The following is a 16,843-nucleotide window of genomic DNA, read 5'->3' on the forward strand; positions in this document are numbered from 1 at the left end:
TTCACGCCAGCGAGAACGTCTTCCGGTACTCGCCTGGCGTGACCCCGACGATGCGCCGGAAGTGGTGGCGCAGCAGCGTCCCCGACGAGAAGCCGCACCGGTGCGCGACGTGGTCGACGTCGAGGTCGCTCGACTCCAGCAGCGTGCGCGCCTGCAGCACGCGCTGCTGCGTCAGCCACTGGATCGGCGTCGTGCCGGTCTCCGCGGCGAAGCGACGTGCGAACGTCCGGGTCGACATGCCCGCAAGTCCAGCGAGCCGGGCGATGGGCTGCTGCTCGTCGAGGTGCTCGACCATCCAGTCGAGGACCTCGGCGAACATGTCGTCGCTGCACTCCGGCACCGGGTGCTCGATGAACTGACGCTGACCACCGTCACGTTGCGGCGGCACCACCATGCGGCGCGCGATCGCGTTGGCCGCCTGGCTCCCGACCTCGCGGCGGACGAGGTGGAGCGCGGCGTCGATGCCGGCGGCCGTACCGGCGCTCGTGATGACGTCACCGTCGTCCACGAACAGCACGTTCTCGTCGACCTTGGCGACCGGGAAGGACTCGCGCAGGCTGGCGGCGTGCCGCCAGTGGGTCGTGCACGGGCGCCCGTCGAGGAGCCCGGCCTCGCCGAGGATGAACGCACCGCTGCACAGGCTGAGCATGATCGCTCCCTCGGCGTGGGCGGCGCGGAGCGCATCGAGGATGTGCTCCTCGATGGGCATCAGCGCCTCGCCCGTCCTGCGCCACGACGGCACCACCGCCACCAGGTCGGCTCCCCGGAGGCCGTCGAGGCCGTGGTCCGGCACGATCGAGCCGCCGACCGACAGCGACACCGGGCGTCCGGCCACCGGCCCGCAGATGCGGAAGTCGAAGGGCGGGACGCCGTCCTCGGTGCGGTCGATCCCGAAGACCTCGCACACGACACCGAGCTCGAAGGCGGTGACGTCGTCGAGGACGAGGGCGGAAACGGTACGGATCATGTCTGCCACGCTACGTGGCAGGATCTGTTCGGTCAATGGCCCTTCAGCCACTTCTTGGCAGGATGTGTTCGGGCGCATAGTGAATGCCATGAGGTTCACACGCAAGCACTACGAGTCCAGGAAGACCCAGTTCCCCGCGTTCCGCGGCGGCAACCGCAACCGCGACGAGTCCCGGATGCGCGCTGAGATCGACGCGATCAGAGCTCACAGCGGCCGATGATCCGCGTGCCATGATCGGGGCATGGCCACGCTCATCGGCATCACCGGTGCCACCGGCTCCGTCGGCGGCTCGGTCGCTCGCCACCTCGCCGACGGCGGGCGCACGACGCGGCTGATCGTCCGCGACGCCGCCCGAGCACCGCGTCTCCCGCGCGCCGAGGTCGCCGTCGCGTCGTACGACGACACCGAGGCGTGCCGCCGAGCGTACGCGGGCCTCGACACGCTGTTCCTCGTCTCGGCGACCGAGTCCGCCGACCGGGTCCAGCAGCACCACGGCGCGATCGATGCCGCCGCGGCGGCCGGCGTACGCCAGGTCGTGTACCTCTCGTTCGCGGGCGCGGGGCCCGACGCCGGGTTCACGCTCGCCAGGGACCACGGCGCGACGGAGGCGTACGCGCAGGAGTCCGGGCTCGCGTGGACGTTCCTGCGGGACAACTTCTACACCGACGCGCTCAGGATGATGTTCGGCGCCGACGGAGTCATCCGTGGCCCTGCCGGGCACGGCCGGGTGGCCTGCGTCGCGCGCGACGACGTCGCCGCCGTCGCGGCGCTGGTGCTGGCGTCGCCGCGGTCGCACGCCGGCCGGGCGTACGAGCTCACCGGACCCGAGGCGCTCACCCTGAACCAGATCGCCGCGCTGATGACCGAGGCGACCGGCAGCCCGCACCGCTACGTCGACGAGACGATGGCGCAGGCGCACGCCTCACGGGCGCACTACGGCGCGCCGGAGTGGATGGTCGACGCGTGGATCAGCACCTACACCGCGATCCGCGACGGCGAGCTCGAACGCGTGACCAGCGACGTGCCCGACCTCCTCGGCCGCCCCGCCCTGTCGGCGCGCGAGGTCTTCAGCCGGCGTCGCTGACGCGCGCGGCCCAGGCGGCGTCCAGGACGCGCAGCACGTTGCCGCCGGCGAGCGCGGAGAGCTCGTCGGCGGTCCAGCCGCGCGCGGCGAGGGCCTCCAGGATCCGCGGATAGGTCGCGACGTCCTCCAGGCCTCGGGGGAACGACACGAACCCGTCGTAGTCGCCGCCGAGACCCACGTGCTCCACCCCCATCACCACTCGGGCGTGCTCGACGTGCGCGACGACGTCGTCCACCGAGACGACGGGCTCCGGACCGACGTTCCCGCCCTGACGCCAACGCGCCCACTCCTCGTTGAGGAAGCTCGGGACGAACGCGATCATCACCACGCCACCGTTCTTGCGGACGCGGTACAGCACGTCGTCGGGGACGTTGCGGGGATGGTCGGAGACCGCGCGACAGCTGGAGTGGCTGAAGACCACCGGTGCCGACGTCACGTCGAGGGCGTCCTCCATCGTCGCCGGAGAGACGTGCGACAGGTCGACCAGCATGCCGAGCCGGTTCATCTCGCGGACGACCTCCCGTCCGACGTCAGTGAGGCCCCCGTGCACGGGCTCGTCGGTCGCCGAGTCGGCCCACGCGGTGTTGTCGTTGTGCGTGAGGGTCATGTAGGCGACGCCCAGACGGGCGTAGTTGCGGAGGACCGCGAGCGAGTCGTCGATGCAGTGGCCGCCCTCGGCGCCGAGCAGCGAGGCGATCCTGCCCTCGGCCCAGGCGGCACGGACGTCGTCGCCGGTCCGCGCGAGGCGGAAGTCGTCGGGATAGTCAGCGACGAGCCGGTGGACGAAGTCGATCTGCTCGAGGGTCGCGGTCACCGCGTCGGCACCCTTGATCCGGGTCGGGACGAAGACCGACCAGAACTGAGCCCCGACCCCACCGCGGCGCAGGCGCGGGACGTCGGTGTGGAAGCGGCCGTGCGGTGCGTCGGCGCCCAGGCCGTCGGTCGAGTACGCGGCCTCGGCGCGACACTCCCACGCCAGGTCGTTGTGCCCGTCGAAGACCAGTGCCTTCGCGAGCGCCGTACGGACTGTCTCGTCGTCGGTCACGGCCTGTGCCGCGGCCGGGTTGGGGGGAGGTGAGGTCGAGGGAGTCACCGGTCCACCTTCTCGTACGACGACGAGAGCCACGCACAGACCCGGAGCGGAGCGTGTCGCGCCCCGGGCCGTGCGCGGAGATCAGGCGAGGACCTTCTCGATCTCGCGGAGGAAGTCGTCGAGGTCCTTCGGCGTCCGGGAGGTGATGATCGTGGGTCGGCGCGAGTCGTCCACGACCGCAGCCGCATCCACCCACCGGCCGCCCGCGTTGCCGATGTCGGTCTTCAGCGAGGCGTACGACGTGAGCCTGCGCCCGTCGACGATGTCCGCCTCGACCAGTGCCCACGGCCCGTGGCAGATCGCGGCGATCGGCCGGCCCTCGCCCTCGAAGGTGGAGACGATGCGTACCGCGTCCTCGTCCAGCCGCAGCTGGTCGGCGTTGACAGTGCCGCCGGGGATGACCAGGAGGTCGTAGACGGTGGGATCGACCTGCCCGAGCGTGGTGGTCGGGTGGACCGTCTTGCCCGGATCCTTGTCACCGACGAGCGTCTCGATGGGCTCGTCCTCGACAGCCGCGACCTGGACGTCCGCGCCGCGCTCGCGCAGGTGGTCGACGGGAACGACGAGCTCGTCCTGCTCCACGCCGTAGTTCGTGACGATCGCCAGGACACGACGACCGCTGAGGTCGGCCTCAGCCATGGTGGGCTCCTCTCGATCGGGGACGTACTGCTCTCAGGTACCCCTCGGCCCCGCCCTTCACACCTTCGTCGCCCGGCGTCGCGACCTACGCTCGATCCATGACCACGCAGGAGACCCCGCCGGCCGTACGCCGTGCCGCCACCCGGGAGGACGCGGGGCGGGTGCTCCCGCGCATCGCCCACCTCCTGGCGCCCTACAAGGGCAAGATGCTCCTCGTCGGGCTCGCCGTCGTCACCGGCGCCGTGCTCGCCTCGCTCGCACCCTTCCTGACGAAGGCGGTCTTCGACGACGCACTCTTCCCGTCACAGAGCAGCCCGACGGACGGAGGCGCCCCGGACATCGAGCTCCTGGGCTGGCTCGTCGCCGGCCTGTGCGTGATCCCGATCCTGACGGCGCTGATCGGGATCGGTCAGAACTTCCTCACGTCGACGATCGGCAACTCGGCGATGGCCGACCTCCGGGGCAGGCTGTTCGCGCACCTGCAGACGATGGAGCTCGGGTTCTTCACCGCCACCAAGACAGGCGCGATCCAGTCCCGGCTCGCCAACGACGTCAGCGGTGTCCGGACCGTCCTCACCGACACCGCGACGACGATCCTGCAGAACGCCGTCACCGTCATCTCGGCGTTCGTCGCGATGCTGATCCTCTCGTGGCAGCTCACGATCATCACGCTGGTCCTGATGCCGCTCTTCGTCGTCATCCAGGTCCGGGTCGGCCGGCGCCGTCAACGCCTCGCCCGCAAGACCCAGGAGTCGTTGTCGGAGATGACCGCGATCACCGAGGAGGCGCTGTCGGTGTCCGGCATCCTGCTCGCCAAGGTCTTCAACCGCTCGGAGAGCGAGACGCTGCGCTACCGCGAGGAGAACCAGCGCCAGACCCACCTCCAGGTCACGGCGGCGATGACCGGCAGGACGTTCTTCGCACTCGTGCAGACCTTCTTCGCGATCACGCCCGCGCTCATCTACCTCGTGGCGGGTCTGATGCTCACCGGCCGATTCGACTACTCCGGCGGGACGCTCACCGCCGGGACGCTGGTCGCGTTCACGACCCTGCAGGCGCGGCTCCAGATGCCGCTCATCCAGCTCATGCGGGTCACGCTCGACGTGCAGACGTCGCTCGCGCTGTTCCGCCGGATCTTCGAGTACCTCGACCTCGAGCCCGCGATCGTCGAGCGGCCGGACGCGCGACCGCTGCCGGACACGGGCGAGGGCGGTCACGTCGAGTTCCGCGCGGTCTCGTTCCGCTATCCACCGCCGCGACTGCTCGGCGTCCAGGCCCGCGAGGACGAGGAGACCGGCGAGGTCTCGGCGACTGCTGCCCCGGCCGCCGCCGAGGAGCGGTGGACGCTGCACGACGTGTCACTGACGGTGGAGCCTGGTCGCCTCGCTGCCATCGTCGGGCCCTCGGGATCGGGCAAGACCACGATGACCTACCTCGTACCCCGCTTCTACGACGTCACCGAGGGCGCCGTCCTCATCGACGGGGTCGACGTCCGGGAGGCGACGGAGCGGTCGCTGGCCACCGCTGTCGGGATGGTGACGCAGGAGCCGTACCTCTTCCACGGGACGGTCTACGAGAACATCGCGTACGCGAAGGAGGGCGCGACGCCCGCGGAGGTCGAGCAGGCCGCCCGCGACGCCAACATCCACGACCGGATCATGAGCTTCGCCGAGGGCTACGACACGGTGACCGGCGAGCGCGGCTACCGGCTGTCAGGCGGCGAGAAGCAGCGCGTCGCGATCGCCCGGGTGTTCCTGATGAACCCGCGGGTGCTGATCCTCGACGAGGCGACGTCGGCGCTCGACACCGAGACCGAGCGCCTCGTCCAGGACGCGCTCGAGCGCGCCACCGCCGGGCGTACGACGATCGCGATCGCGCACCGCCTGTCGACGATCCAGAACGCGGACGTCATCTTCGGGCTGGAGGACGGTGAGCTCGTCGAGCAGGGCACGCACACCGAGCTGCTCGCCCACGGCGGGCTCTACTCGAGGCTGTACGTCGAGCAGTTCGGCGGCGGCCAGATCGAGGGACGCTTCCGCGACGGGGTCCTGTTCAGGGACGGCACGTGCGTGCGGGAGGGCGAGGACCACCCCCGCGCGGACGTACGCATCTGAGCGGGTCTCGATCCTCCGCTGGCGCTCCGGCCTCGACCAGCGAAACTACCTCCGCTCGCACCGCCATAACTGACCCGCCCTCGCTGGTCGAGGCGCGAAGCGATCGAGACCTACTCCTGGATGACGGAGAGGACGTTGCCGGCGGGGTCGGTGAACCACGCGATGAGCGGGCCACCACCACGGAAGATCCCCTTCTCGTCGGTCTCCGTCGGCGTGCCCTCGTACTTCTCGAAGACCACCCCACGCTCGGTCAGGCCGTCGACCGCCGCCTCGACGTCGGGCACGCGGAAGTTCAGGATCGTGTACGACGCCGGCTGGTGGTGCTCGCCCTTCGGATAGACGAGCGTGTCGCGCCCGCCTGCGAGGTGCAGGGTGAGCATGCCGTTCTCCTCGTCGACGTCGAGCCCGAGAGTGTCGGCGTAGAACGCCTTGGCCGTCGTCGTGTCGTCCACCGAGAAGCCGCTGAAGGCTGGTGTGTCGCCAAGCATGGTGCGCTCCTGTCCGGGGCCACGGACGGGCCCCACTCCATGCTGACCCGCCGTGAGCCCGGAAGTCACCGGTGCGGGAGGGGGCGGGTCGCCGGACCCTCGAGGACCGAGCCGTCCTCGCCGAACCTCGACCCGTGCAGCGGGCAGTCCCACGACCGCTCGGCGTCGTTCCACTCGACGATCCCGCCGAGGTGCGTGCAGACCGCCGACAAGGGCGCCCCGTCACCGGAGTCGGCGCACGGTGGCACGCCGCGGACCGACGGCGTGCTGTCGCCGCGTGTCAGCGCCGCAGTCACCCAGCCCTTGCCGAGCTCGAACCCGACCGAGGCGTTGACGGCCGCCGCGGTGGCCGCGTCACGTAGCCCCGGACGACGCCAGGCGCGGACGGCGTCACGCCACGGGGGTGTCTCGCCGAGGACGTCGCCGGCCAGAGCCAGACCCGCGGCCGCTCCCATCGCCATCCCCCACTTGTCGAACCCGGTCGCCACGTGGAGAGAAGGGTCGGTCGGGAACAGCCTTCCGACGTACGGCAGCCCGGCCGCCGGCGAGTAGTCCTGCGCCGACCACGTCGCGAGCGGCTCCCCCGCCTCGAACGTCTCCCCTGCCCACGCGACGAGGTCGGCGACCTTCTGCGCCTCCGAACGAGCGCGACCGGTGGTGTGCCCGTTCCCGCCGACGATGAGCACGGTCTCGTCCGGCGTCGACGTCCGCAGGGAGCGCGTCGGCGCGTCGATCGACAGGTGCATCGCGTCGACGGCAGGTCCGTCGGTCCTGAACGCCGCGGCGTACGACCGCTTGGGCGAGAGCCGCGCGAAGAACCCGCCGCGGTCGAGGATCGGCGTCCCGGTGGCCAGCACGACGTGGCGTGCGGTGACGGTCGCGCGCTCGGTCCGGACGCGCGAGCGATCTCCGCCGTCGACGCCGAGCACGCGGGTGTCCTCGAAGACCTGCGCACCGGCCTCGACGGCGTCAGCAACGATCCGGTCGGTGACCGCGACGGCGTCGATCTGTCCCTGGTCAGCCAGCCGGATCGCTCCGCGCACCGCGTACGGCAGGCCGGGGTCCGGATCGCGCACCACCGGCAACCCAGCCTCGATGCACGCCCCCTGCTCGTCCTGCAACGACTCCTCGCCCCGGGCGGTCGTCGCGTACGTGACCGCGTCGCGCACGTCGTACGGGAGGCCGCTGCTCTCGCAGAAGGCGCGGATCCACTCCTGCCCGGAACGGTTCGCGTCGACGTAGCCCTGAAGGTGCTCGGAGTGGTGCCGGCGGATCGTCGAGAGCCGTGACCCTTGCAGGAGGCTCACCTTGCCGGTCGTACCGCCGGTCGTCCCGGCGGCGACCGTACGACCCTCGAGGACGACGACCGACGTGCCGGCCCGAGCGAGCGCGAGCGCCGTCGTCGCGCCCACGAGGCCGGCACCCACCACGACGACGTCGCAGGAGAGGTCGTCGCTGAGGGGGGCGTACGTCGGTCGGGCATGGCTCTGGTCGTACCACCAGGAGTGCATCGCGTTCCTTTCGTCGGCCGTCCGCCCTGTACCCATCCGCGTCGGGGACACTCCGCGTTTCACCGGGGCCGGTCCGGGGTACCGCCAGGACGCCGACACACTCGCGAGCTCGGAGGGAGCCGACGTGGTCGCGACCGAGCACGACGTGGCCGTCGTGGGAGCCGGACCGAACGGGCTCGTCGCAGCGAACCTGCTCGCCGAGGCCGGCCTCGACGTCATCGTCCTGGAAGCGCAGGCCGAGGTGGGCGGCGCCGTCCGCAGCGCCCGCGACGTGCATCCCGACTACGTCCACGACACCTTCAGCTCGTTCTACCCCCTCGCCGCGGCGTCGGACGCGATCGGAGGACTCGGGCTGGAGGCGTACGGCCTGGAGTGGAGCCATGCCCCGGCCGTGCTCGGCCATCCCCTTCCGGACGGCGAGTGGGCGCTCCTGCACCGCGACGTCGACGCGACGGCCCGGTCCCTCGACGCCCTGGGCGCGGGCGACGGGGACCGCTGGCGCGCCTGGGTCGACGACTGGGGCCACGTGGGGGACGCGATCGTCGACGCCCTGACCACGCCGTTCCCGCCGGTACGCGCGGGGGCGCGGGCGCTGTGGGCGCTGCGGTCCGTGGGCGGGCTCGACTACGTACGCCGGCTGCTGGAGCCCGCGAGCTCCCTTGGTCGCGACGGATTCCGTGGACCGGGTGCGGCCCTGCTGCTCGCCGGAAACGCGGGGCACGCCGACATCCCCACCGACGCGGCAGGATCCGGACTCATGGGTCTGCTCATGACGATGCTCGGCCAGACCGTCGGCTTCCCGGTGCCACGCGGTGGGGCCGGACGGCTCGCCGCAGCGCTCGAGAGCCGCTTCACGTCGCTCGGCGGCGAGGTCCGCACGTCGTCGCGCGTGGACCGCGTCCTGCTGCGCGGTGGACGTGCGGTCGGGGTCCGCATCGCCGGTGGCGAGGTCGTCCACGCCCGACGTGCCGTGGTCGCCGACGTCGTGGCCTCGTCGCTGTACGGGGGGCTGCTCGCGGAGGACGAGCTGCCCGCCCGGCTGCTTCGGCGGATGCGCTCCTTCGAGCTCGACCCGGGCACGGTCAAGGTCGACTGGGCCCTGGACGGGCCGGTGCCCTGGTCCTCGTTCCCCGAGACGGCACCCGGCACCGTCCACATCGCCGACTCCGTCTCAGCGATCGCCGAGGCCACCGCACAGATCACCGCGTACGCCGTACCCGCCGAGCCGCTCCTCATCGTCGGCCAGATGACGACCGCGGACCCGACCCGGTCACCGGAAGGGACCGAGGCGCTGTGGGCGTACGCGCACGTCCCACAGCGCGTCCGGCACGATGCCGGCGGCGACGGCATCACCGGACGGTGGGACCGGGACGAGGTCGAACGGTTCGCCGACCGCATGCAGCGCCGGCTCGAGTCGTACGCGCCCGACCTGGCGAGCCGGGTCGTCACCCGCCGGGCGCTCGGGCCCCACGATCTCGAGGAACGCGACGCGAACCTCGTCGGAGGCGCCATCAACGGCGGCACCTCCGCGATCCACCAGCAGCTCGTCTTCCGTCCCGTCCCGGGCAACGGCCGCGCCACGACCCCGGTCCCCGGCCTGTTCCTGGCGTCGGCGTCCGCCCACCCGGGCGGCGGGGTCCACGGCGCTCCCGGCGCCAACGCCGCGCGCGCGGTCCTCGCCGAGCCCGGCCTCCTCCGCCGTACCCGCCCGCTCGTCGCCCGCGCGCGCGGCGTCAGAACCTCACGTCCTTCGAGAAGGAGCCCCCGATGACCGTCGTCTCCCGCGAGATCGCCGCCTCCGCGGACCAGGTGTTCGCCGTCCTCTCCGACGGCTGGACGTACGCGTCGTGGGTGGTGGGTGCCTCGCGCATCCGCCACGTGGACGCGTCGTTCCCCGCGCCGGGGGCAGAGATCCACCACTCGGTCGGGTCGTGGCCGATGCTCGTCGACGACACCACGAGCGTGATCGCCTGCGAACCCGGACGGAGGCTCGAGCTGCGCGTGCGGGCGTGGCCGTTCGGTGAGGGCTTCGTCGGCCTCACGCTGCACGACGAGGGTGACACGACGACGGTCGACATGGAGGAGCACACCGTCAACGGCCCCGCCAAGCTGCTCCCGAAGCCCGCGGAGGCAGTGGCGTTGAAGGCCCGCAACCGCGAGGCGCTGCGACGGCTGGCGTACCTGGCGGAGGGCCGCAGCCGCTAGCCCGTCGCCCGTGCCTTCGCCGCGTAGACCTCGCGTTCACGGGCGTTGCCCGACAGCGCTGCGGCTGCCTCGTACGACTCACGGGCCTCCGCCGTACGCCCGAGACGCGCAAGCAGGTCCGCGCGGACCGCCGGGAGCTGGGGGTACGAGGCGAGCGCGGGCGTCCCGGCAATCGCGTCCACGACGGCGAGCCCACGCTCCGGCCCCTCGGCGAACCCGACGGCCACGGCGCGGTTGAGCTCGACCACGGGAGACGGCCAGGCGTGGCGCAGCAATACGTACAGGGCCGAGATCCGACGCCAGTCGGTTTCCGCAGGTGTCGCGGCACGCGCGTGGCACGCGGCGATCTCGGCTTGGATCGCGTACGCCCCGAGCGCCGGCGCGTCCGTGCCGGGAGCACTCGCGAGCTGCTCCGCACGGGCGAGGGACTCGAGACCTCGGCGAAGCAGCGTCCGGTCCCATCGACGCCGGTCCTGGTCGAGCAGGAGGACCGGATCGCCGTCGGCGGTCGTGCGCGCGGGGATCCGGGACGCCTGCAGCTCGAGCAGGGCCGCGAAGCCGTGGACCTCCGGGTCGTCGGGGACGAGCGTGGCGAGCAGGCGCGCGAGGCGGAGCGCCTCCTGGCACAGCGCGGGCCGCATCCAGTCGTCGCCGGCGTGCGCGGCGTACCCCTCGTTGAAGATCAGGTACACGACCTCCAGGACGGAGCCGAGCCGCGCCGCCCGCTCGGCGGCGTCCGGCATCGCGAAGACGACCCCGTTGTCGGTGAGCGTCTTCTTGGCGCGCGAGATGCGCTGGCCCGCCGTCTTCTCGGGGATCAGGAAGCCCCTCGCGATCTCGCTCGTCGTCAGGCCGCCGAGGCAGCGGAGCGTGAGCGCGACCCGAGACTCGACGGACAGCACGGGATGGCACGCGGTGAACAGGAGCCGCAGGAGGTCGTCCCCGATGTCGTCGTCGAGCGCGTCCTCGAGGTCGTCACCGCGACCGCCGGTGGAGAGCTCCTGGTCGCGGCCGATCTCCTCGAGCTTGCGCTGGTACGTCCCGCGGCGCCGCGCCGCATCGATGCCGCGGTTCTTCGCGGTGGTCATCAGCCATCCGGCAGGGTTCGGAGGGATGCCGCTCACGGGCCACTGCTCCAGCGCGACCACGAGAGCGTCCTGGGCGAGCTCCTCGGCGAGACCCACGTCTCCGGTCACACGCGCGAGCCCGGCGACCAGGCGGCCGGCCTCGATCCGCCAGACCGCCTCGATCGCCCGCTGCGCCGTACCCGCCCCGTCCACCATCCCGACGATCCAAGCACATGCCCCGCGCGCGCCTCGTCCCCGATTTGTGCGATTCGTCAAGGTTCTCGGAGCGAGAAAGCTTGAGGAACTGCACAAATCGGGGACGGGGCGGTCACGACATCGCGGCGAAGTCCTCGGGGCCGAAGAGCTTCAGGACTCGCGCGCCGCCCTCCCAGGCGGGCCAGTGCTGCTGGTGCACCTGGAGGAAGCGGTTCGCCCACTCGACCGCCTCCTCCTTGCTCCGGACCTCGTACAGCGCGTAGCTGATGAGCTCCTTGGCCTCGGCGAAGGGCCCGTCGGCGACCGTGATCGCGCCGCCGGTGAGGTCGACGCGGGCTCCGAACGCGCTGGGTGCGAGCCCTGCGGTGTCGAGCATCGCTCCGGAGCTGGTCGCCTCGGCGCCGAGCACCGAGATGGCCTCCATCAGCTCGGGCGGCGGCGGGCCCTCGGGCGGGGTTCCGTCGAGAAGGATGAGGTAGCGCATGATCGTCTCCTTGGTCTGTGATGGTCGGTCTCGTGCTGGTTGGTTGGCGTCAGGACGGAGTGTCGGCCGAACGGTACTGGTCCACCGCGACCGCGGCGACCCAGCCGAAGACCGTCACGACGGCTGCGGTGAAGGCGAGGTTCGCGGCGACCGCACCCGCGCCGACGGCGACCGCGCCGAACCCGGCCAGGAACGCGACTCCCACGATGCGCGACCCGACCGCCCACCCGCGACGACCGTCGGCGGCGTAGCGAGCCGCCATCACGAAGCACGCGACGGCGAGCGCGGTGAACCCGATGCTCCCCGCGAGGAGGTGCAGCATGCCGTGCCAGGAGACCTGCCCGGGACCGTCCGGGGTGCCGACCGGGAACCCGTAGGCCGCATCGGCGCGGAAGACGGCCGCGGCCACCATCGAGATGCCGTACGTCGCCACGAGGCGCGGAGCCCAGCGCGAGCCGCGACCCGGGGTGAGCGCCCGGCGCAGGCCGACCGCGAAGGCGACGACCATGAGCCCGGTGAGGACGAAGTTGACGGTCTGGATCCAACCGTGGCTGCCCAGGGCGAGCATGCTCCACTGGTGCACGGTCGGGTCGAAGCCGTCACGGGTGAAGGCCTGGGTGAGTGCCACGGTCACGTAGAAGGGCCCGGCGAGGACGCCGTACCCGAGGAGGGACTTCGTGACCCGGGTCGCCAGGTCGCACGTGGTGCGAGCGTCGGCGGTGCGGCGGGTGCTGAGGGTGGGGTGCGTAGTGGTCATCGTGAGCTCCTGCGGTGCTCGGCCGCCGCCGTGTGCGTCGGCCTCTCACGACCTCCACGAACGACGGCGACCGGTTTCTACACGACCGCAGAAGTTTCTTTCTCGAGACCTACAGCGCGAGCCCCACGTACTTGACCTCGAGGTACTCGTCGATGCCCTCATCGCCGCCTTCGCGCCCGAAGCCGGACGCCTTCACGCCGCCGAACGGGGCGGCCGGGTTGGAGACGACGCCCTGGTTGATGCCGACCATGCCGGTGTCGAGCCCTTCGTACACCCGGATCGCGCGCTCGAGGCTCTGCGTGAACGCGTACGCGACGAGTCCGTACTCGGTGTCGTTGGCCAGCTCGAGCGCCTCCTCGTCGGAGGAGAACGTGAAGACAGGGGCGACCGGCCCGAAGATCTCCTCGCGGAAGACCTGCGCGTCGGGCGTCACACCGGTGAGCACCGTCGGCGGGTAGAAGTAACCCGGACCGTCCGGGACCTCGCCGCCGGTCAAGACAGTGGCTCCCGAGTCGACGGCGTCGGCGACGAGCTCGGCGACCTTCGCGCGGGCCTTCTCCTCGACGAGCGGGCCCACCTGCACGCCGTCCTCGGAGCCGCGGCCGATCGACATCGCACCCATCCGCTCGGCGAGCTTCTGCGAGAACGCGTCAGCGACCGACTCGTGGACGAGGAAGCGGTTGGCGGCGGTGCACGCCTCACCGATGTTGCGCATCTTGGCGAGCATGGCGCCGTCGACGGCCTTGTCGAGGTCGGCGTCCTCGAAGACCAGGAACGGCGCGTTGCCGCCGAGCTCCATCGAGACACGGAGGATGCCCTCGGCACTCTGCTCGATGAGCTTCTGACCGACCGGCGTGGAGCCGGTGAAGGTGAGCTTGCGCAGGCGCGGGTCGCGGATCAGCGGCTCCATCACCTCACCGGTCGAGGTGGTCGTGACGACGTTCAGGACGCCCTCGGGCAGCCCCGCCTCGACGAGGATGTCGGCGAGCGCGAGCATCGTGAGCGGTGTGAGGGCGGCGGGCTTCACGACCATCGTGCAGCCCGCGGCGATCGCCGGACCGATCTTGCGGGTGCCCATGGCGAGCGGGAAGTTCCACGGGGTGATCATCAGGCACGGACCAACCGGCTGCTTCAGCGTGAGCAGGCGGGTGGCGCCGTTGGGAGCGACCGCGTAGCGGCCGGCGATGCGGACGGCCTCCTCGGAGAACCACCGGAAGAACTCGGCGCCGTAGGCGATCTCGGCCTTCGACTCCGACAGCGGCTTGCCCATCTCGAGCGTCATCAGCAGCGCGAGGTCGTCGGTGCGCTCGGTGATCAGCTCGAACGCCTTGCGGAGGATCTCTCCGCGGTCGCGCGGAGCGGTCTTCGCCCAGTCGGCCTGGGCTGCGACAGCGGCGTCGAGCGCAGCAGCGCCGTCGGCCACCGACGCGTCCGCGACCTGGACGAGCGGGTTGCCGGTGGACGGGTCCTCGACCGTGAAGGTCTTGCCACCCTCTGCGTCACGCCACGCCCCTCCGATGAAGAGCTGGGGACGAACCCCGGCGACGACCTCAGCTTCACGACCCTGCGCAGACATGACGACCTCCTCGTAGGTGGCGAACGCGTCGATGATCTCGTTCCCCACGTTCGGGACACTATGCGCGAAGTGTCGCCCCCTCAACCCCCGTGCTTACACGTCGTTCGATTCGGCAGCGTTCGAGCCCCATCGTCGTTCCGCCCACACCAGGGCGACGTGGAGCAGCAGCCCGAGCACCGCGCCGACGGCGATCCCGTAGAGGTTGTCGCCCAGGTCCTCTCCCGAGAGCCCGTCGCGGGCGGTCGGCATCACCGCCTGCCACCACTCCGCGACCCACGGCACGACGAGGACGACGAGCGCCGGCCACGAGCGACGCAGGTCGAGCGCGAGCAGCACGGCGGCGGCGCCGAGCGGGACCCCGATCCAGACGTTGAGCGACCGGGAGTCGGTGCCTGCAACGAACGCGTCCCACAGTGGCGCGTCGACGTGCAGGCCGAGGGGGCTCCGCCAGCGCCAGCCCTCCTCGAACGCACCGGGCACCATCGTGACGGCGACGTACGACCCCAACGCGGCGGCGTACAGCCACACCCGCAGCGGCGCCGCCCACCCCCGCCGCACCGCCAGGGCTGCGAAGAACGTCGCGGCGAGGAGGGCGAGCACGACGCCGACCCCGGACAGCGGGGTCTCGCGGAAGTAGGCGTCGAGCACGCCACCGAGTCAACCAGCGACCGGCTCGGGAGGCGCGAACACCCACGGCGTACGAGGCAGCGCGGCCGGATCGAACTCCGCGAGCATCCCCGCCGCGTCGCGGGCGGCCATCCCGAGCGAGTCGGCGATCGCGGCGACGACGTCGGCCTGGCTCCATCCGAGCGCGCGCAGGTCACCGAGGGTCACGGCGCCGTCGCGCTTCGCGAGCCGCTTGCCGAGACCGTTGACCGCCAGCGCCACGTGCGCGTAGTGCGGAGGCACGGTGCCCAGCAGCGTCGCGAGGTACGCCTGGCGAGGCGCCGACGCGAGCAGGTCGTCGCCGCGCACCACCTGGTCGACGTCCATCTCGGCGTCGTCGACGACCACCGCGAGGTTGTACGCGGGGACGCCGTCGTTGCGCACGAGGACGAGGTCGTCCACCGGTCCCGTGTACGTGCCGTGGAGCAGGTCGCGCACGGTGAACTGGTCGACCCCGGCGGCGAGCCGGAGCGCGGCCGGCCGCTCGGCGCGACGTTCGGCCCGCTGCGCCTCGGTCAGCCGTCGGCAGGTCCCGGGGTAGTGACCGGGGACCCCGTGGGGCGCCGACGCGGCATCGGCGATCTCGCGGCGCGTGCAGAAGCACTCGTACGTGAGCCCGCGGGCGACGAGCCGCGACACGGCGTCGTCGTAGACCGTCCGGCGCTGCGACTGGAGGACGACGGGACGGTCCCAGTCGATGCCGAGCGCAGCCAGGTCCGCGAGCTGCTGCTCCTGCGCGCCGGGGCGCACGCGGTCGAGGTCCTCGACCCGCATCCGGAAGCCGCGCCCGCTGGACCGGGCGAACATCCAGGCGAGGAGGGCCGTACGGAGGTTGCCGACGTGCAGGTCACCCGACGGGCTCGGGGCGTACCGGCCGAACATGTCACCGCCTCGCGCCGGGGAGCGGGCGCACCCCGCTCCGAGACCGGAATCCTACGCAGCGACGCGCGGCCACGACAGCGACGCTGCCGGAGCGTGACTCAGCCCACACGCCGCCGGAGCGTCGGTGCGGCGTGCCACGATCGAGAGGTGACCTCCACCCGCACCGACCGGCCGGACGCCACCCGCACGTGGCGCCCGGCGGGGCCGGTCGACGTACGCCGGACTCTCGGCGCCCTCGGCAAGGGCCCGTACGACCCGGCCCACCACGTGTCGACCGACGGCGCGGTCTGGCGGACGAGCCGGATGCCGAGCGGAGCCGTCACGTACCGCGTCAGCACAGCCGACGTCGAGCTCCGTGTCGAGGCCTGGGGCGACGGCGCCGACGAGCTGGTGGCCGAGGCACCGGCCCTCGTCGGAGGTGACGACGAGTGGTCCGGCTTCGAGCCGCGCATCCCGCTCGTGGCGCGGGCGCTCGCCCGCCATCCCGGTCTCCGCCTCCCCCGACAGCGGCGGGTCTTCGAGACGCTCGTGCCGGCGATCATCGAGCAGCGGGTGCCCGGCGTCGACGCGTACGCCTCGTGGCGGCGCCTGCTCCGTACCCACGGCGAGGCCGCTCCCGGCCCGACGCCGGTCCCGATGTGGGTCCCGCTCGCTGCCGAGGAGTGGCGAGCACTCCCCTCGTGGGCGTGGCACCGCGCCGGCGTCGATCCGGGGCGGTCGCGCACGATCGTCGCGGCCGCGCAGCGGGCGCCGGCCGTCCAGCGCCTGGTCGACCGCTCGTACGCCGAGGTGAGCGCCGGCTTGCGGTCGCTGCCCGGTGTCGGGGTGTGGACGGCGGCGGAGGTCCTCCAGCGGCTCGGCGACCCGGATGCCGTGTCCGTGGGCGACTACAACCTCGCGAAGGACGTCGGCTGGGCGTTCGACGGCAAGCCCGCCGACGACGACAGGATGCTGGAGATCCTCGAGCCCTGGCGGGGGCACCGAGGTCGGGTCATCCGGCTGCTGTACGCCGACGGCGCCCTCAGTCGGCCACGCCGGGGCCCGCGCATCACGCGCATGGACCACCGACGGCGCTGAGTCCTCCGACTTTGGTG

17 protein-coding genes are annotated in these 16,843 nt (G+C 72.0%); 6 read left to right on the plus strand and 11 right to left on the minus strand.

Annotated elements, in window-relative coordinates; translation table 11 throughout:
• Window position 1: 1 nt before the first annotated feature.
• On the minus strand, window positions 2-967 hold the full coding sequence (locus AB3M34_RS21230) for a GlxA family transcriptional regulator (RefSeq protein ID WP_370616849.1): 966 nt from the start codon (window positions 965-967) through the stop codon (window positions 2-4).
• 88 nt (window positions 968-1,055) lie between these two features.
• Here AB3M34_RS21230 and AB3M34_RS21235 point away from each other — a divergent pair, with 88 nt between their 5' ends.
• Both AB3M34_RS21235 and AB3M34_RS21240 read left to right on the plus strand, forming a co-directional pair.
• Window positions 1,056-1,187 (plus strand): hypothetical protein, encoded by a 132-nt coding sequence (locus tag AB3M34_RS21235; protein ID WP_370616850.1) that lies wholly within the window; start codon window positions 1,056-1,058, stop codon window positions 1,185-1,187.
• A 21-nt stretch (window positions 1,188-1,208) separates the two neighbouring features.
• Window positions 1,209-2,051, plus strand: a complete 843-nt coding sequence (locus AB3M34_RS21240) for an SDR family oxidoreductase (RefSeq protein ID WP_370616851.1) — start codon at window positions 1,209-1,211, stop codon at window positions 2,049-2,051.
• On the opposite strand, the gene AB3M34_RS21245 is transcribed toward AB3M34_RS21240, so the two are convergent.
• Window positions 2,035-3,144 (minus strand): dipeptidase, encoded by a 1,110-nt coding sequence (locus AB3M34_RS21245; protein ID WP_370616852.1) that lies wholly within the window; start codon window positions 3,142-3,144, stop codon window positions 2,035-2,037. The genes AB3M34_RS21240 and AB3M34_RS21245 overlap by 17 nt on opposite strands.
• 81 nt (window positions 3,145-3,225) lie before the next feature.
• Entirely contained in the window at window positions 3,226-3,783 is a 558-nt protein-coding gene (locus tag AB3M34_RS21250; RefSeq protein WP_370616853.1) for a DJ-1/PfpI/YhbO family deglycase/protease, read from the minus strand.
• A 98-nt stretch (window positions 3,784-3,881) separates the two neighbouring features.
• Here AB3M34_RS21250 and AB3M34_RS21255 point away from each other — a divergent pair, with 98 nt between their 5' ends.
• Complete coding sequence (locus AB3M34_RS21255; RefSeq protein WP_370616854.1) at window positions 3,882-5,897, plus strand: ABC transporter ATP-binding protein; 2,016 nt, start codon at window positions 3,882-3,884, stop codon at window positions 5,895-5,897.
• A 110-nt stretch (window positions 5,898-6,007) separates the two neighbouring features.
• On the opposite strand, the gene AB3M34_RS21260 is transcribed toward AB3M34_RS21255, so the two are convergent.
• Both AB3M34_RS21260 and AB3M34_RS21265 read right to left on the minus strand, forming a co-directional pair.
• Window positions 6,008-6,385: a VOC family protein gene (locus AB3M34_RS21260; RefSeq protein WP_370616855.1), complete on the minus strand. Its 378-nt coding sequence runs from the start codon at window positions 6,383-6,385 to the stop codon at window positions 6,008-6,010.
• A 65-nt stretch (window positions 6,386-6,450) separates the two neighbouring features.
• Window positions 6,451-7,896, minus strand: coding sequence for an FAD-dependent oxidoreductase (locus AB3M34_RS21265; RefSeq protein WP_370616856.1), 1,446 nt, complete (start codon window positions 7,894-7,896; stop codon window positions 6,451-6,453).
• Between the two features lie 124 nt (window positions 7,897-8,020).
• Here AB3M34_RS21265 and AB3M34_RS21270 point away from each other — a divergent pair, with 124 nt between their 5' ends.
• Together AB3M34_RS21270 and AB3M34_RS21275 are read left to right on the plus strand one after the other, a co-directional pair.
• On the plus strand, window positions 8,021-9,667 hold the full coding sequence (locus tag AB3M34_RS21270; protein WP_370616857.1) for a phytoene desaturase family protein: 1,647 nt from the start codon (window positions 8,021-8,023) through the stop codon (window positions 9,665-9,667).
• Entirely contained in the window at window positions 9,664-10,101 is a 438-nt protein-coding gene (locus tag AB3M34_RS21275; RefSeq protein WP_370616858.1) for an SRPBCC family protein, read from the plus strand. The genes AB3M34_RS21270 and AB3M34_RS21275 overlap by 4 nt, the downstream gene beginning before the upstream one ends.
• Here the strand turns inward: AB3M34_RS21275 and AB3M34_RS21280 are convergent.
• The 6 genes from AB3M34_RS21280 to gluQRS form a co-directional block, all read right to left on the minus strand.
• A complete protein-coding gene (locus AB3M34_RS21280; RefSeq protein WP_370616859.1) occupies window positions 10,098-11,384 on the minus strand; it encodes an RNA polymerase sigma factor in 1,287 nt (428 codons plus the stop codon). The two genes, AB3M34_RS21275 and AB3M34_RS21280, sit on opposite strands and share 4 nt — an antisense overlap.
• Before the next feature lie 112 nt (window positions 11,385-11,496).
• On the minus strand, window positions 11,497-11,868 hold the full coding sequence (locus tag AB3M34_RS21285; RefSeq protein ID WP_370616860.1) for a YciI family protein: 372 nt from the start codon (window positions 11,866-11,868) through the stop codon (window positions 11,497-11,499).
• 49 nt (window positions 11,869-11,917) lie between these two features.
• Complete coding sequence (locus AB3M34_RS21290) at window positions 11,918-12,625, minus strand: DUF998 domain-containing protein (RefSeq protein WP_370616861.1); 708 nt, start codon at window positions 12,623-12,625, stop codon at window positions 11,918-11,920.
• A 109-nt stretch (window positions 12,626-12,734) separates the two neighbouring features.
• A complete protein-coding gene (locus tag AB3M34_RS21295) occupies window positions 12,735-14,201 on the minus strand; it encodes an NAD-dependent succinate-semialdehyde dehydrogenase (protein WP_370620091.1) in 1,467 nt (488 codons plus the stop codon).
• Window positions 14,202-14,294: 93 nt separating this feature from the next.
• Window positions 14,295-14,849, minus strand: coding sequence for a hypothetical protein (locus AB3M34_RS21300; protein WP_370616862.1), 555 nt, complete (start codon window positions 14,847-14,849; stop codon window positions 14,295-14,297).
• A 9-nt stretch (window positions 14,850-14,858) separates the two neighbouring features.
• Complete coding sequence (gene gluQRS, locus AB3M34_RS21305) at window positions 14,859-15,749, minus strand: tRNA glutamyl-Q(34) synthetase GluQRS (protein WP_370616863.1); 891 nt, start codon at window positions 15,747-15,749, stop codon at window positions 14,859-14,861.
• Window positions 15,750-15,896: 147 nt separating this feature from the next.
• Here gluQRS and AB3M34_RS21310 point away from each other — a divergent pair, with 147 nt between their 5' ends.
• Entirely contained in the window at window positions 15,897-16,826 is a 930-nt protein-coding gene (locus AB3M34_RS21310; protein ID WP_370616864.1) for a DNA-3-methyladenine glycosylase family protein, read from the plus strand.
• Window positions 16,827-16,843 lie beyond the last annotated feature (17 nt).

It is taken from the genome of Mumia sp. Pv4-285, from assembly GCF_041320275.1.
Taxonomy (GTDB): domain Bacteria; phylum Actinomycetota; class Actinomycetes; order Propionibacteriales; family Nocardioidaceae; genus Mumia; species Mumia qirimensis.

Bases quoted from the DNA above. Each gene is read 5' to 3' on its own strand.
- AB3M34_RS21280 (WP_370616859.1), bottom strand. From the start codon at position 11,384: ATGGTGGACGGGGCGGGTACGGCGCAGCGGGCGATCGAGGCGGTCTGG.
- AB3M34_RS21235 (WP_370616850.1), top strand. From the start codon at position 1,056: ATGAGGTTCACACGCAAGCACTACGAGTCCAGGAAGACCCAGTTCCCC.
- AB3M34_RS21265 (WP_370616856.1), bottom strand. From the start codon at position 7,896: ATGCACTCCTGGTGGTACGACCAGAGCCATGCCCGACCGACGTACGCC.
- AB3M34_RS21250 (WP_370616853.1), bottom strand. From the start codon at position 3,783: ATGGCTGAGGCCGACCTCAGCGGTCGTCGTGTCCTGGCGATCGTCACG.
- AB3M34_RS21260 (WP_370616855.1), bottom strand. From the start codon at position 6,385: ATGCTTGGCGACACACCAGCCTTCAGCGGCTTCTCGGTGGACGACACG.
- AB3M34_RS21290 (WP_370616861.1), bottom strand. From the start codon at position 12,625: ATGACCACTACGCACCCCACCCTCAGCACCCGCCGCACCGCCGACGCT.
- AB3M34_RS21275 (WP_370616858.1), top strand. From the start codon at position 9,664: ATGACCGTCGTCTCCCGCGAGATCGCCGCCTCCGCGGACCAGGTGTTC.
- AB3M34_RS21240 (WP_370616851.1), top strand. From the start codon at position 1,209: ATGGCCACGCTCATCGGCATCACCGGTGCCACCGGCTCCGTCGGCGGC.
- AB3M34_RS21230 (WP_370616849.1), bottom strand. From the start codon at position 967: ATGATCCGTACCGTTTCCGCCCTCGTCCTCGACGACGTCACCGCCTTC.
- gluQRS (WP_370616863.1), bottom strand. From the start codon at position 15,749: ATGTTCGGCCGGTACGCCCCGAGCCCGTCGGGTGACCTGCACGTCGGC.
- AB3M34_RS21255 (WP_370616854.1), top strand. From the start codon at position 3,882: ATGACCACGCAGGAGACCCCGCCGGCCGTACGCCGTGCCGCCACCCGG.
- AB3M34_RS21295 (WP_370620091.1), bottom strand. From the start codon at position 14,201: ATGTCTGCGCAGGGTCGTGAAGCTGAGGTCGTCGCCGGGGTTCGTCCC.
- AB3M34_RS21285 (WP_370616860.1), bottom strand. From the start codon at position 11,868: ATGCGCTACCTCATCCTTCTCGACGGAACCCCGCCCGAGGGCCCGCCG.